This is a genomic window from Haloarcula nitratireducens, assembly GCF_019599505.1.
The window spans coordinates 287,003-301,824 of sequence record NZ_RKLT01000002.1 but is presented as its reverse complement, the minus strand read 5'-3'; the positions used below and the strand labels follow the sequence as shown (position 1 = coordinate 301,824).

Genomic DNA, 14,822 nt, shown 5'->3' with positions numbered 1-14,822 from the left:
GCGGAGGGTCGCCGATGTACGTCGTGATCGTCGGCGCTGGCCAGGTGGGGGCGTCGATCGCCGAGAGCCTCGCCGACAGCCACGACGTCGCCGTCGTCGACATCGACGACGACAGGGTCGAAGAACTCGTCTACGACGTGGACGTACTCGGCGTCCAAGGCGACGGCGCGGACCTCGACACGCTCGCCGAGGCCGGGGTCGAGAAGGCCGACATCGTCATCGCCAGCACGGACGACGACGAGACCAACATCGTCACCTGCGGCACGGCGATGACGATGACCGACGCGTTCACCATCTCGCGGGTCAAGAGCGCGAAGTTCCTGCGGACCTGGCAACAGTCAGCGGGGGCGTTCGGCGTCGACCACATGGTGGCGACGAACCTCCTGACGGCAGAGACCATCGCGCGAGTCATCGGCCTGCCCGCGGCCCAAGACGTCGAAACGTTCGCCGACGGCGTCGTCCAGATGGCCGAGTTCGAGATCCCCGAGGCCAGTCCCGTCGCCAATCAGACGGTACAGGAGGCCGACCGCTACGAGTCGCTGACCTTCGCCGCCGTGTTGCGCGGCGACGACGTGGTCATCCCCCGCGGTGAAACAGTGTTACAGCCGGGCGACGACGTGGTCGTCATCGGGAGCAAGGAGAGCGTCCACACCTTCTCTCAGGCCATCTCGCCGGACGTCGACGGGGTGCGGAACGTTCTCGTCGTCGGCGGGAGCGACGTGGGGTATCACACCGCACGGCTCTTACAGGAGCGCGGCCTGAAGCCCCGACTCATCGAGCGGGACCACGAACGCGCGCGCGAACTCGCCGAGGACCTCCGCGGGACGACGGTCTTAGAGAGCGACGCCACCGACCGAGAGTTCTTAGAGCGCGAGCACGTCGCGGACGTAGACATAGTCGTCGCGGCGCTGGACAACGACGAGAAGAACCTGCTCGCGAGCCTGTTGGCGAAGCGCCTCGGCGCGAACCGCGCCGTCGCCGTCGTCGACTCGGGCGAGTACGTTCCGCTGTTCGAGGCCGTCGGCGTCGACGTAGCAGTGAACCCGCGGAAGGCCACCGCAGCGGAGATAACCCGCTTCACTCGCGAGCATCAGGCCGAGAACGTCGCCATCATCGAGTCCGACCGCGCGGAGGTCCTGGAGATCGAGGTGGACGACGAGAGCGTCCTCGCCGGCCGTCCTATCCGCGACGCCGTCGCCGACCTCCCCGACCGCGTCGTCATCGGCGCGATCACCCGCGGCGGCGAACTGGTCATCCCCCGCGGTGACACCGTCGTCGAACTCGGCGACCACGTCGTCGTCTTCGTCGAGTCGGAGTCGCTCGACGCCGCCAGCGCCGCCCTCTGAGATGTTGGGGCGGCTTCGACGCGGCGGACGCTCTGTGTGGACTGGCGAGCGGCGGTATCGCTGGTCGGCACGGTGATCAAGTATCTCTCGGTTGCGCCTGTTCACGACGATCCATTCCGAAGCCGTCTCGCCGGTCCGCACCGGCGGTCGGACGATCGGCGAGCGAGCGATCCGCGGCATCTACGCCTTTACGCTGCTGTAGCTGGTCATCTTCTCCGTGAGCGCGGGCGTCGTCTTCGTCGACGCCGCCCGCGTCGGTCACGACCTCACGGCCCTCGAAGCCATGTCGGCCGTCGCCGCCGCCCTGGGCAACGTCGGTCCCGGATTCCGCGTCGTCGGCCCGATGAACGGCTACACCGACTTCCCGTGGACGAGCAGAGCGTACGTGCTCCTGCTGATGTGGGCCGGTCGCCTGGAGATTCTGCCCGTGTTCGTCTTGTTGACCCGGCCGTACTGGCGCTCGTGAAAGAGAGATAACATTTAAATGGTCGTCAGTTGATACTCATTCCGTGGTGGACGTCTCGTCACTATTCGAACTGTTAGCTGCCGACTATCGCCGGCAGATACTCGTCGTCCTGTGTGACAGCGAGTCCGTGGACGTGCCGGCGGGGCTCCTGCTGCGCTCGGCGAGCGCGGGGGGCGCACCGAGCGAAGCGCCCGGCTGGCCCGCTACGAACGGCGAAGAGAGCGCCGTGCCGCTCGAACTGGTCCACGTCCACCTCCCGAAACTGGCGGAGGCGGATCTCGTGGAGTGGGACCAATCGGCGGGCGTGGTCTCTCGGGGGCCGGATTTCGAGGAGGTGGAGCCGTTCGTCCGCGTCCTCGTCCGCAACGCCGAGACGCTGCCGGGCGACTTGCTCTGAGCCGACCCGTCGCTCCTGTCCCGGCCGTACGTCGGTCGAGAAGGAGTGACGAAGCGTCCGCGCCGAGTCACTTCCGTCTCCGTTCTCTACCGCCTCTAACAGGTGGCACCCGAGACCGAACGATAGCGACGGAACGGCCGACGCCGCTCTCGTCGTCTCCGCGAAAAATCGACTGCGAGCGGACTCCTTATACGAGGTCGCTATCGACGCTCACGACGTAGCGAGCGACGTTCTGCATGTCGACGTCGGTGAACTGCACCTGGAAGTCCCAGACCTGCCCGGGAGCTAACTGCTGCACGTCGTTCTCTTCCTCCACGGTGTCGTTGAAGTCGGTGAGCTCCTGGTCGCTATCGTCGTACAGCGTCACGGAGACTTCGGCCGATTCTACGGCTTCGCTCCCGACGTTTCGAATCGTGCCTTCGACGTACGTGGTCGATTCCCGGCGCGTCAGGCGGTGGCTCGTGATCTCGAGGTTCGGGTCCTGTTGATCGGCTTCCCCGACGATGTCGTCGAAGGAGGTCTGCTCGTTCGCGACGTCGCCTTCGAGGTCGATGACGTACTTCCGGACCTCGCTCAGCTGGGCCTCCTCGAACGTGACGTCGAACTGCCACGTCTTCCCGGTCGCGAGCTGGGTGATCTGGTCCTCTTCGGTCTCGTCGACGAACTCGTAGAGGACCTCGCCCTGGTCGTCCTGTAGCGTCACTTCGGCTTCCACGTACGCGAACGGCTCGTCGCCCGTGTTTTCCACGGTCGCTCGCAGGCCGACCTCGCCGTTCTGTTGATACAGCTCGTGGTTGGTGACGGAGAGGCCCTGCGGCGTGTCGTTGACTTCGCCTTGGATGTCTCCGGTCTGCCCGGCAGTTCCCTCCTCTTCGGTTTCGGTTCCGGTTTCCTCTTCGGCAGTAGCCGTTTCGGTGTCCGTGGCCGTCTGGGTACTCCCGCCCGACTCACCGCCAGCGCCTGCGGTTTCGGTCGCCTCTCCTCCTTCGCCGCCGCCGAGACAGCCGGCGGTAGCACCCAGAAGAGCGGTTCCACTCACGGATTTTACGAACTCACGTCGATCCATTACATCGACCATCTGGGGGCTTTAGGAGAATGAGGACATGGCCTGTCTTTGCAAGTCGCAAACGAGGGTTAGGAAGCCGGAGCGGCCCATATGCGAAACCAGAGCGATCAGTGCGTTCGCCCGCATCCGACACCGCGTCTGTCCCTCGTTTCGAAGTCACACCGATCCGAACCCGAATGAGTCGAAAACGAGCCACGGGTATCGCTCTCCCCGCGATGTGGCTGGTCCCGTAACGGTCTCTGGCCCTCCATAGCGGCGCTATCGGCCGATACCGCGTTCGAGACGACCGGCGGCCGAAATCAACCTTCTTCCTCGCCTTCGCCGCCTTCACCGCCTTCCTCGCCTTCGCCGCCTTCACCGCCCTCCTCGCCTTCGCCGCCTTCACCGCCTTCCTCGCCTTCGCCGCCTTCACCGCCCTCCTCGCCTTCGCCGCCTTCACCGCCTTCGCCATCTTCTTCCGGCGTACTACAGCCGGCGAAAGCGGGGATCATCGCTGCTACGCCTACCGCGAGGAATCGTCGTCGTTCCATACTGCGGGTCGCCTCCGCAGACCGATAAAAAATGTCCTTGCGTCGTCAACACGCCGTTCGGGACCACGTCGAACTCCGTCACCGCGAGAGCTACGCGAGACGAGTCCCGTAGCGAACGGCCGATAGTGGTCGGTCTTCACTGCCCCCAGAACGATCGGGTGAACACCACCAGGACGGTGATGATCTCCAGGCGACCGGCCCACATCAGCAGGATCATCAGGACTTTCGTGGTGTCGGGTAGCATCAGGTACGAGCCGAACGGTCCCAGCCGACCGAAGGCCGGACCGATGTTGCCGATGGCCGCCAGACTCGCGCCGATCGCTTCCAGCGGCGTGAGCGCGATGCCGACGCGGCTGGCGTCCAGCGCGATGAACACCGCGGCGACGCCGAAGAGGAGGAGGTAGAGGAGGGTGAAACCGACGACGCCGCGGACCGCCTCCTCGTCGACGACGACGTCGCCGAGGCGAATCGGCTGGACGGCCTCGGGGTGGCTCGCGTGGAACAGCTCTCGCCGGAGCGCCTTCAGGACGACGAGCCAGCGGACGACCTTGATGCCGCCGCCGGTCGAGCCGGCCGACCCGCCGACGAACATTACCAGCAGGAGGAAGAGCTGGCTGTACGTCTCCCACTGGGCGAAGTCGCTCGTCGCGTACCCCGTCGAGTTCATCAGCGAGGCGATTTGAAACGCCGCCTGTCGCAGGGCGTTCGCGAAATTCCCCTCTGTCGTGCCACCGATGGCGAGCGTCGGCGCGGCACCGCCGAAGAGGAGACCGAAGAGGACGGCGACGAACACCGCTATCGCGCCGGTGTAGGCGCGAAACTCCGTGTCTTCGAGCGGCGCGCGCAGGTCGCCGTCGAAGAGGTACCAGAACAGCGCGAAGTTGGTGCCGGCGACGACCATGAACGGGATGACGACCCACTGCACCGCCGCCGAGAAGGCGGCGATGCTGTCGCCTTTCGTCGAGAACCCGCCGGTCGGCAGCGTCGAGAAGGCGTGCGCGATGGCGTTGTACAGGTTCATCTCCGGCGCGTAACCGAACCAGTGGAGGGCATAGAGCAGGACGGCCAACAGCGCGGTGAAGGCGAAGTACGCCTGCCAGAGGATGCGGGCCGTCGTCGCGATGCGCGGGGTGAGTTTCTCCAGGCTCGGGCCGGGCGCTTCCTCGTTCATCAGTTGCGCGCCGTTGACTGCCAGTTCCGGTAAGATAGCGACCATGAGGACGATGATGCCCATACCGCCGAGCCACTGCGTGAGCTGTCGCCACATCATGAGGGCGTGAGAGTGGCGGTCGACGCCGATCTCGCCCATCACGGTCGCACCGGTGGTCGAGAAGCCGGACATCGACTCGAACAGGGCGTTGACCGGGTCCGCGAGCGTCGACGCGGTCCCCCACCCGGCAAGCACGTAGGGGACCGCCCCGACGACGGCGACGGCGAACCACGTCAGCGCGACGAAGAGGAGCGCTTCGCGCTCACGGAGTTCAGTTCCGGGGTCCAGCCGCTCGACGGCCAGCCCCAACAGTACTGTACCGACGATGGAAACGCCGAAGACGCCGATATCCTCGCCGTAGACCAGCGCGACTACCAATGGAACGAGGAGTGCCACCGCGATGTACTTTATCACCGTTCCGGTGAGCGCGACGCTCTTGCGCCACTCGACGACGACGTTCATGCCGTCGTCCCGGCGCTATCGATGCGTCTTCTCGTCGCGCGACTCGGGACCGCCGGCCCCGTTGGGCGGCCCACCCGAACGTCGACGTGGAGGTCTCCGGACATCCTTGCTACAGTTGGCTGACGAGGCGAGGATATTAAAACCGCCAGAGTCGAGCGACCGACGGGAGAGCGACGTATCGGTGCGCCGTCGCCGGGCCCTCGCACCCCATGCTCTCACGGACGCGTCGAAGACGGGTAGCGGCCGCGCCGGTCCGCCGCTTGACCGAGTCCGGTGCGCGTGCCGCCAGGAGCCGGTCGAGCGTCCGGCTTCTCAGAGGTAACCGATCGTCTTCGGGCCGTCCCGACGCGGCCGAACGTCGACGGCCGCCACACTGATGTCTCAACGGATGCACACTTAGAACAGATGACGCGTGACAGCTTCGAATCGGACCTCGGCGCGTTACGGGCCGACGTCTGTGCGATGGGCGAGGACGTCACCGACCGCCTCGACCGCGCCGTCACCGCCTACGAACGGCGCGATCCGGCGATGGGCCGCGCCGTCGCCGAGGCCGACGACGAGATAAACGAGCGCTATCTCGAACTCGAACGAGACTGCGTCGACCTCATCGCGCTCCAGCAGCCGGTGGCCTCGGACCTGCGCTTCATCGCGGCCTCCTTCAAGATACTCACCGACCTCGAACGCATCGCCGATCTCGCGTCCAACCTCGGGGCGTACGCCCACGAGATGGAGTCGGAGACCATCCCGAACGTCCCCATCGCCGACATCGCCGACATGGCGCTGGCCCAACTCGACGGCGCGATGACCGCCTACGAGGAGCGCGACGCCGAGCGCTGTCGAACGGTCGCCGCCGCCGACACCGACCTCGACCAGCGCTGTGAGGCCGCCACCGACGACCTCGTGCGCTCGCTCGTCGATCAGACGCCCGACGAGGGCGACCTGGAGCCGCTGATGGCCGACACCCAGCGTTTCCTCCTCACGGTGCGGGACCTCGAACGCGTCGGCGATCACGCCGTCAACATCGCCGCCCGCACGCTGTACATGGTCGAGAGCAGCGACGAGCTCATCTACTGAACCTTTTTCTTCGTTGGGTTCGCGCGAAGCGCGAACCACGCCTCGAAAAACGTTCATGAAAAAGGCCGGAATCGCCGTCGGCGATTCGCGTGAAACCGCGCCTCCGGCGCGGTATGCTCTCTGCACCGTTTCTTCGGGGAGCGCACGTAACCGCCCGCTCCCGACCGAGGCGGATTTTGCGTCCAAGGGAAAGGCTGATACACTCGGCAGGGCCACTACGGGCTATGCCACGAGAATCGTATCAGGAGCTTCTCGAATCGCTCCGCGAGGACGTCCTCTACATGTCTGAAGTCGTCCTCGACCGGCTGCGGCTGGGGCTCTCCGCCCTCGAACAGAAAGACGAAGAGCTGGCCTGGCAGGTCATCGACGGCGACGACGAGATCAATCAGCTGTATCTCGACCTGGAGCAGGACTGCATCGACCTGCTGGCGCTCCAGCAACCGGTCGCCTCCGACCTGCGCTTCATCGCCGCCTCGTTCAAGATCATCACCGACCTCGAACGCATCGGCGACCTCGCCACCAACCTCGGGGAGTACTCCCTGGAGGCCGAACGCGACGCCTACCCCGAGGTCGACATCCAAGAGGTCGCCGAGGTCGTCATCGAGATGGTCGAGAACGCGATGGACGGCTACGACCGCGAGGACACGGAGCTGTGTTACACCATCGCCGAGACCGACGACGAGGTCGACAGCCGCTGTGAGGCCGCATCCGAGGAGGTCGTCCGCGACCTCATCGAGCGCGAGATCGACGCCGAGACCAGCGACGCGGAGATCGAGCAGCTGATGGCCGACGTCTCGCGGCTCCTGCTGACGATCCGTGACATCGAGCGCGTCGGCGACCACGCCGTCAACATCGCCGCCCGCACGCTGTACATGGTCGAGAACGACGACGACCTCATCTACTGAACCTTTTTCGATGGGGGGTTCGGCGAGCGCACAGCGCTCGCCTCAACCCCCGCCCAAAAACGTTCATGAAAAAGGCCGGAATCGCCGTCGGCGATTCCGGGGAAACCGCGCCTCCGGCGCGGTATGCTCTCCCGCACAGCACTCTTCGACAGCCACGCCCTCCCCAACCGACTGCGTTGCTCGCGTCGCTGTGCTACTCGTCCCTCGCGCGTTCCTCGCAGCCGTCGCTGCGAGGGTGCGCGCCACCGCGAACGAGGATGTGCTTACCGCACCGCTCGCTTCACTCCCGGCGCGGCGGTTGCTGCCCGTCGTCGCCGACCATCCCCTCGTCGGTGATGCGGAACTGGGCGGTGTCGCCGGCGGGTTTCGCGCGGTGTTTCTCCAGCGTGGCGCGGCGGTTGCCGCCGCGGAAGCGGTCGATGCGGAGGATCGCGCCGGACCAGTGATTCAGCGTGTGACCGCCCAGCGCCGTCGAGCGGTCGCTGTCGGGGTCGGTGAAGACCTGGTTCGTGAAGACGACGGCGAGGTCGTGTTTGCGGGCCAGCGAGAGCAGATGGGTGATCTGTCGGGCAACGTCGCGGAGGGCTTCGCCGCCGTCCTCGTCGTCCCGTTGGAGGCGGTAGAAACCGGTGGCGCTGTCGAGGACGACGAGTTCGATCTCGGGGGCGAACTCGGCGACGTCCTGCACGGCTTCTGCCTGTTCGTCGTAGTCGAAGACCTCAGAGACGATGAGGCGGCCCGCGAGGTCGTCGACCGTCTGCTCCGTCCCGGCGGCGCGGCCGCTGGCGATCTGGCGCATCCGGTCGGCCGAGAGCCCCTCGGTGTCGATGTAGAGGGCGGCGTCGCCCCGCGCGGCGACTTCGATGGCCGCCGAGAGGGCGAGGTTCGTCTTGCCGGCCGCCGGCGGGCCGTACACCTGCGTGACGGCCCCGCGCTCCAGTCCGCCGCCCAGCAACTCGTCCAGCGGGTCACAGCCGGTCGGGACGTGGTCGCTCACGAGAGCGGGTTGGACGTGTCCGGATAAAAACGCTCGCACCGACTCGCCTCACGAGGGGGAGAGATGCGTCCCGAGCGCTCGCTCGACGGCGTCCGGGTCGTCCAAATCTGCGAGCGCGAACCGGAAGTCGATGCCGCGGGGCCGGTGGAGGACGATGGCGTCGTCGGTTCGGGTGTAGCCGGTGAAGTCGGCCCACGGAAAGAGCCGTCGCGCGACCGGCATTCGCTGTTCGACGCCGACTTCCGAAGCGACGTAGGTCCGCTCCTGTCCCCACGTCCCGAGGACGATACCGACCGAGAGCGCCATCTGAGAGGTTATCTGGAGCAGCCACCTCTCCGTGAGCGAACCGAAGACGAACCCGAGGAAGGTGGCCGCGACGACGAGCCCGGCGACGAGGTGGACGCGGCGGCGCGCCCGTTCGGGCCACCCCGCGGTGAACTCGCAGTCGGGGTCGACGCCCTCGGTCAGCGCGAGCGTGTGTCTGGTCCGAGCCATCACGCCGAGGACGAATCCGACTATCGTGGCGAACATGCCGAAGAAGAACCCGAGGAAGCCGACGACGCCGGTCGCGGCGAGCGAGGCGAATCCGAGGAGGACGAGGGCCGCGGGTGCGATTCCGGGGAGCCACCGCAGGCGAGAGCCGCCGAGACGGGTATCGACGCCCGCCGCTCTCGACGTCGCCAGCCAGCCGAGGCCGGTGACGACGGTCAGCGTGACGAGAACGACGCCGTAGAGGACGCCCGAACCGGACATTCCGGCTCGAACGGCGGCGAACGCGACAAGCGGCGTCGCGAGCAGCGCGAGGTAGACTCCGGTGAGGACGCCGAACAGCGGGTCGCCCGACCGTTTCGGAGCGGTCTCTATCGTGGAGGGCAGCATCAGCCGCGAATATTCGCGCCAGCACAATATCTCCACGGGTCGCCGACCCGAAGCCAACAGTCCCTATAAGTGGTCGCCCGATGAAGCTCCGGCCGTGATAGTCGTCGCGACGGCGGATTTCGAGGTGTATCACGGCGTGGTCACGGAGCTGCGGGACCGCGGCGTCGCGTTCACGACTATCGAACCCGACGACGAGTGGCCCGAAGAGACCGACGTAGCGGTGATCGCGGCGGGCGAGGCCGTCGAGATCCCCGACGGCGTCGACCTCGTGCAGGCCGACCCCGAGCGGCCGCGACGGGCGGTCGAGGCGGCCATCGCGGCCCTTCGCGGCGAGAGCGGACGCACTATCGTCGGCATCGACCCCGGCGAACGTCCCGGCGTCGCCGTCGTGCACGGCGAGATGGTCGTCGCCGCGTTTCAGGTGCCGGCCGCCGACGCCGCCGAGGTCGTCCACCGGGAGGTCGAAGACGCCGCCGACCCGGTGGTCCGCATCGGCGACGGCGCGCGGCTCGTCGGCTCGCGACTCGTCGACGACCTCTCCGACGTGCCGGTCGAGTTAGTCGACGAGACGGGGACGACGCCCTATCTCGGCAGCGGCGCGCGCGGCATGGGCGACGTGCTGGCCGCGGTCAACATCGCCCGACTGGAGGGCGAGGAGATAACGAGCCGCGACGTCGAACCGACGGCGGGCGAACTCCAGCGAATCAAGGACCGCTCCCGGGAGGTCAGCGACACCAACCGGGCCATCGACGCGGAACTGGCCCGCGACGTCGCCGACGGGACCCTCACCATCGAGGAGGCGCTGGCCGAACACCGCGGCGACGCGGAGGACGCGGACCGAGAGGAGAGGGAGAGCGACGGCGGAGACGACGAGAACGAGAGCGAGACTAGAGACGACACTGATTCGACGACGGGCTAGTCCCGGACGACGCGTTCGGCCCGGCGGATGACTTCGCGAACCGGCAGGCCGGTGGCGTCGGCGACGGCCGCCGCGTCGTCGAACTCCGCGCTCACGTCGTACACCTCGCCGTCCCCGTCGCTCGCTAACTTCACGGCGACCTCGTACTGCTCGCCGTCGATAGCGAGCGCGACCGTCTCGAACGCTCGCTCGGCGACCCAGCGGTGGCCGGCCCCGTGTTCTCTCACCCCGAGGGTCCCGGTCTCCTCGGCGAGTTTGCGGGCGACGCGTTCGGCGTCCTCGGGCTTGCAGATGACCTTCACGAGGTGGCCGGGTCGGGACTTCTTCATCGTCGCCGGGATCACCGAGACGTCGCGGGCACCGACGGCCGACAGCGACCGCTGGAGGTCGCCGAGCAGTTCCGGCGAGGCGTCGTCGAGGTTCGTCTCCAGGACGGTGATGTCGTCCCGGCGGAGTCGCCCCTCGCCCTCGCCGACCATCGCGCGGAGGACGTTGGGTCGCCCCTCGAAGGAGCGGCCGCCAGCGCCGTAGCCCGACGCGTCGAGCGAGAGCGACGGGAGCGACTCGACGCCATCCGCGACGTGGGCGAGGACCGCCGCGCCCGTCGGGGTCAGCAGTTCCGCGTCGACGGGGCCGCCCCGCAGCGCCCAGTCCGCGCGTTCGGCGATCTCGACCACCGCGGGCGTCGGCACGGGATATGTTCCGTGGCTCATCTCGACGGTGCCGCCGCCGGCCGCGAGCGGCGTCGTGACGACTCGCTCGACGCCGAGGTCGTCGAGCAACAGCGCCGCGCCGACGACGTCGGCGATGGCGTCGTCGGCTCCGACCTCGTGGAAGTGCGTCTCGTCCAGCTCGGTGCCGTGGACCGACGCCTCGGCCTCGCCGAGAATCTCGAAGATGGCCAGCGCGTCGGCCTCGACACCGCTGTCGAGCCCCAGCTCCTCGACGATGTCGACGACCTCGGCGTAGCTCCGGTTCGGGCCGTGGCCCTCCGCGTGCGTGTGGCTGTTCCCGTCAGACGAGTGAGTGTGGCCGTCGTCGTGCGAGTGAGAACGGCTGTGGTCGGAGTCGTGGTCGTGCGAGTGACGCTGATCCTCGTCGTGCGAGTGGTCGTGTTCGACGTGCTGTTCGCGGTCGTCATCGGTCAGGAGCACTTCGACCCGAGTGGCGCTGATGCCGCTCCGGTCTACCTCGGAGACGGCGTACTCGACGTCGAGCGCGTCCTCGACGGGGGAGAGGACGGCGCGGTCGGCACCGGCGGCGAGCAACGCGCCCAGAAGCATGTCGCCGGCGGCGCCCATCCGGCCGTCGAAGGCGAGCGTTCGCATACTCGGAGCGTCACGCTCGGCGGATAAAAGCCTACTACAACGGGCCTACGCGCGCCGGACGATGTGCACGTCGTAGGCGTCCTCGTCGTCGAGTTCCTCGATGGGCACGACCACGTCCTCGGTGTCGGCGCTGCCGAGAAAGACGACGCTCGCGCCGACGTCGCGGGCCACCTGCCGGATCGTCTCGGAGAGTTCGTTCGCGGAATAGGCGCTGACGTCCTCGTAGTGGAGTTCGGCGTCGTCGGTCGCCTCTTCGATCTTGCGCCGGAGGTCGCTGGCGGCCGTCTCCGCCGCGAAGTCCTCGTGGGGGTCGACCTGTCGGCGGCGCTGCGCGTAATCCGTCCCCGTCGGGACGAGGCTGACGGCGACGACTTCGCTGTCGAGAGCGGCGGCGTACTCGACCGCGCGTTCGAGCGCGGCCTCGGCGAGCGACGATCCGTCGAAGGGAACGAGAAACACCATATCGGCGCTATCGGAGCCAGCCTTATCAAACGCGGCGATGGCGGCAGACGCCGGTGGGAATTCGAGAGCGACCGAACCCGCCGCTACTCGGTGAGATACCGCCGCCGTTGCGCGCCGGCTGAAGTGTGGTAGCAGTTAACATAAAAAGGCGTCGCTGCCGTCTCCTGCCCGCCGGTAGCATAAAGCATATCTCTTGGGCTACCCGAGTTCTCTGTAGCCTCACTCTACTATGAACGAAGTGCAACTGGAAGTGGCGAAGGCGTACCCGAACGACTCGGGACGCGGAATCGCCCGCCTCGACCCCGACACGTTGCTCCATCTCAAGCTCTCGCCCGGCGACATCATCGAGATAGAGGGGAGCGACACGACGGCCGCCAAGGTGTGGCGCGCCGACCGGCAGGACTGGAACACGGACACGGTGCGCATCGACGGATTCACGCGGCAGAACGCCGACGTGGGAATCGGCGAGCGCGTCGAGATACGGAAGGCCGAGGCCGAGAAGGCCGACAAGCTCGTCCTCGCGCCGCCCGAGGAGGCGTCGGTGCAGTTCGGCTCCGACGCCGCCGGCATGGTCAAGCGGCAGATCCTGAAGCGGCCGGTCGTCGAGCGCGATATCGTCCCCGTGATGTCCTCGACGAACCACCCCTTCATGCGCTCGCCGGGGCAGGCCATCCCGCTCATCGCCGTCGAGACCGAACCCGAGGGCGTCTGTCTCATCACCGAGGACACCGAGGTCGAACTGCGCGAGGAGCCGATCTCGGGCTTCGAGAAGACCGGCGGCGGTATCACCTACGAGGACATCGGCGGCCTGCAGAACGAGATCCAGCGGGTCCGCGAGATGGTCGAGCTGCCGATGAAACACCCCCAGATATTCAAGAAGCTCGGCATCGAGCCGCCGCAGGGGGTCCTGCTTCACGGCCCGCCGGGGACGGGGAAGACCCTGCTCGCTAAAGCGGTCGCCAACGAGACCTCCGCCAGTTTCTTCTCTATCGCCGGGCCGGAGATCATCTCGAAGTACTACGGCGAGTCCGAGCAACAGCTGCGCGAGATCTTCGAGGACGCCAGCGAGGAGTCGCCCGCCATCATCTTCATCGACGAACTCGACTCCATCGCGCCCAAGCGCGAGGACGTCACCGGCGAGGTCGAGCGCCGGGTCGTCGCCCAACTGCTCACGATGATGGACGGCCTCGAATCGCGCGGGCAGGTCATCGTCATCGCCGCCACGAACCGCGTCGACTCGGTGGACCCGGCGCTTCGCCGCCCGGGCCGCTTCGACCGCGAGATCGAGATCGGCGTCCCCGACGAGGTGGGCCGCGAGGAGATCCTCCAGATTCACACCCGCGGGATGCCCCTCTCGGACGACGTCAACCTCGCGAAGATGGCGACCGACACCCACGGCTTCGTCGGTGCCGACATCGAGAGCCTGACGAAGGAAGCGGCGATGAAGGCGCTGCGCCGGTACCTCCCCGAGATCGACTTAGACGAGGAGGACATCCCGCCGAGCCTCATCGACCGCATGATCATCAAGCGCGAGGACTTCAAGGGCGCGCTCAACGAGGTGAGTCCGAGCGCCATGCGGGAGGTCCTCGTGGAACTGCCGAAGGTGTCCTGGGACAGCGTCGGCGGGCTCGACCCGGCCAAGGAGCAGGTCCAGGAGGCCGTCGAGTGGCCGATGAACAGTCCGGAAAAGTTCGAGCGGATGGGCGTCACGCCGCCCTCCGGGGTCCTGCTGTACGGTCCGCCGGGGACCGGGAAGACGCTGATGGCGAAGGCCGTCGCCAACGAGACGGACGCCAACTTCATCTCGGTTCGGGGGCCGCAACTGCTCAGCAAGTGGGTCGGGGAAAGCGAGAAGGCCATCCGGCAGACCTTCCGCAAGGCGCGGCAGGTCGCGCCGACGGTCATCTTCTTCGACGAGCTCGACTCGCTGGCTCCGGGTCGGGGCGGCGACATGGGATCGAACGTCTCCGAGCGCGTCGTCAACCAGCTGCTGACCGAACTCGACGGCCTAGAAGAGATGGAAGACGTGATGGTCATCGGCGCGACCAACCGCCCGGACATGATCGACCCGGCGCTCATCCGCTCCGGTCGCTTCGACCGACTCGTCATGATCGGCGAGCCCGACGTCGAGGGCCGCGAGCAGATCCTGCGGATCCACACCGACGACACGCCGCTGGCTCCGGACGTGAGCCTGCGCGAACTGGCCGAGCGCACCGGCGGGTTCGTCGGCTCCGACCTCGAATCCATCGCGCGCGAGGCGGCCATCGAGGCCCTCCGCGAGGACGACGACGCCGAGGAAGTCGATATGCGTCACTTCCGCCAGGCGATGGACAGCGTCCGGCCGACCATCACCGACGACATCCGCGACTACTACGAGCAGATGCAAGAGGAGTTCAAGGGCGGCTCCAGCCCGCAGCGCCAGCCCGGCAGCGGCGGCCGCATCGGCTTCCAGTAAGCCCACTTCGTCTTCCGTCGGATTTGATTTCTTCGGCCGCCCGCGGACACCGCTCTCCGCTCGTGCCAGTGGCCCTGCCCTTTCCCGTTCGCCAGCGACGACGCCGCTTGCGAGGCCACCGAGACAGCCACCTCTCACACCGGCGTATCGGAGGGGTTTTACGCGGGACCGAGAGAGATAGAGGTAGACGGCACGGTCAGACGGCTACCTTTCGACCCGCGTGGTTTCCACGTGCGGTTACCGCTGTCTGCCCTAACCCGTCGCTCTAACTTCCGCGAGCGACGGCCATTTCTACGCGACGACTCGAACGGGGAGTCAGGACCTGA

At 67.1% G+C, this 14,822-nt stretch carries 13 protein-coding genes and 1 pseudogene; 7 read left to right on the top strand and 7 right to left on the bottom strand.

Features of this window, described 5'->3' with window-relative positions; all coding sequences use genetic code 11:
* Nucleotides 1-14 precede the first annotated feature (14 nt).
* The 3 genes and pseudogenes from trkA (at nucleotide 15) to EGH23_RS08190 (ending at nucleotide 2,209) form a co-directional block, all read left to right on the top strand.
* Entirely contained in the window at nucleotides 15-1,346 is a 1,332-nt protein-coding gene (gene trkA, locus EGH23_RS08200) for a Trk system potassium transporter TrkA (protein WP_220579524.1), read from the top strand.
* An 88-nt stretch (nucleotides 1,347-1,434) separates the two neighbouring features.
* Nucleotides 1,435-1,812 (top strand): annotated as a pseudogene (locus tag EGH23_RS26280) (potassium transporter TrkG); the annotation flags it as partial.
* 43 nt (nucleotides 1,813-1,855) lie between these two features.
* Nucleotides 1,856-2,209, top strand: a complete 354-nt coding sequence (locus tag EGH23_RS08190) for a DUF7344 domain-containing protein (protein ID WP_220579523.1) — start codon at nucleotides 1,856-1,858, stop codon at nucleotides 2,207-2,209.
* A 187-nt stretch (nucleotides 2,210-2,396) separates the two neighbouring features.
* Here the strand turns inward: EGH23_RS08190 and EGH23_RS08185 are convergent, their stop codons facing one another.
* The 3 genes from EGH23_RS08185 to EGH23_RS08175 form a co-directional block, all read right to left on the bottom strand.
* The gene (locus EGH23_RS08185; RefSeq protein ID WP_220579522.1) at nucleotides 2,397-3,275 is read right to left on the bottom strand and encodes an FxLYD domain-containing protein; all 879 of its coding nucleotides are present in this window, start codon (nucleotides 3,273-3,275) and stop codon (nucleotides 2,397-2,399) included.
* A gap of 299 nt (nucleotides 3,276-3,574) precedes the next feature.
* Nucleotides 3,575-3,805, bottom strand: coding sequence for a hypothetical protein (locus tag EGH23_RS08180; RefSeq protein ID WP_220579521.1), 231 nt, complete (start codon nucleotides 3,803-3,805; stop codon nucleotides 3,575-3,577).
* 136 nt (nucleotides 3,806-3,941) lie between these two features.
* Nucleotides 3,942-5,477: a TrkH family potassium uptake protein gene (locus EGH23_RS08175; protein ID WP_220579520.1), complete on the bottom strand. Its 1,536-nt coding sequence runs from the start codon at nucleotides 5,475-5,477 to the stop codon at nucleotides 3,942-3,944.
* Nucleotides 5,478-5,882: 405 nt separating this feature from the next.
* Between EGH23_RS08175 and phoU (EGH23_RS08170) the strand changes: the two genes are divergently transcribed.
* Together phoU (EGH23_RS08170) and phoU (EGH23_RS08165) are read left to right on the top strand one after the other, a co-directional pair.
* Complete coding sequence (gene phoU / locus EGH23_RS08170; protein ID WP_220579519.1) at nucleotides 5,883-6,551, top strand: phosphate signaling complex protein PhoU; 669 nt, start codon at nucleotides 5,883-5,885, stop codon at nucleotides 6,549-6,551.
* 224 nt (nucleotides 6,552-6,775) lie between these two features.
* On the top strand, nucleotides 6,776-7,456 hold the full coding sequence (phoU, locus tag EGH23_RS08165) for a phosphate signaling complex protein PhoU (RefSeq protein WP_220579518.1): 681 nt from the start codon (nucleotides 6,776-6,778) through the stop codon (nucleotides 7,454-7,456).
* A 280-nt stretch (nucleotides 7,457-7,736) separates the two neighbouring features.
* On the opposite strand, the gene radB is transcribed toward phoU (EGH23_RS08165), so the two are convergent.
* Nucleotides 7,737-8,453, bottom strand: coding sequence for a DNA repair and recombination protein RadB (gene radB / locus EGH23_RS08160; protein ID WP_220579517.1), 717 nt, complete (start codon nucleotides 8,451-8,453; stop codon nucleotides 7,737-7,739).
* Nucleotides 8,454-8,501: 48 nt separating this feature from the next.
* On the bottom strand, nucleotides 8,502-9,332 hold the full coding sequence (locus EGH23_RS08155) for a hypothetical protein (RefSeq protein WP_220579516.1): 831 nt from the start codon (nucleotides 9,330-9,332) through the stop codon (nucleotides 8,502-8,504).
* Nucleotides 9,333-9,426: 94 nt separating this feature from the next.
* On the opposite strand from EGH23_RS08155, the gene EGH23_RS08150 reads away from it, so the two are divergent.
* Nucleotides 9,427-10,251: a hypothetical protein gene (locus EGH23_RS08150; protein ID WP_328765867.1), complete on the top strand. Its 825-nt coding sequence runs from the start codon at nucleotides 9,427-9,429 to the stop codon at nucleotides 10,249-10,251.
* On the opposite strand, the gene larC is transcribed toward EGH23_RS08150, so the two are convergent.
* Together larC and EGH23_RS08140 are read right to left on the bottom strand one after the other, a co-directional pair.
* Nucleotides 10,248-11,579 (bottom strand): nickel pincer cofactor biosynthesis protein LarC, encoded by a 1,332-nt coding sequence (larC, locus tag EGH23_RS08145; RefSeq protein ID WP_220579515.1) that lies wholly within the window; start codon nucleotides 11,577-11,579, stop codon nucleotides 10,248-10,250. The two genes, EGH23_RS08150 and larC, sit on opposite strands and share 4 nt — an antisense overlap.
* A 45-nt stretch (nucleotides 11,580-11,624) precedes the next feature.
* Nucleotides 11,625-12,041: a universal stress protein gene (locus tag EGH23_RS08140; RefSeq protein WP_220579514.1), complete on the bottom strand. Its 417-nt coding sequence runs from the start codon at nucleotides 12,039-12,041 to the stop codon at nucleotides 11,625-11,627.
* Between the two features lie 229 nt (nucleotides 12,042-12,270).
* Here EGH23_RS08140 and EGH23_RS08135 point away from each other — a divergent pair, with 229 nt between their 5' ends.
* Entirely contained in the window at nucleotides 12,271-14,496 is a 2,226-nt protein-coding gene (locus EGH23_RS08135) for a CDC48 family AAA ATPase (protein ID WP_220579513.1), read from the top strand.
* Nucleotides 14,497-14,822: the final 326 nt, after the last annotated feature.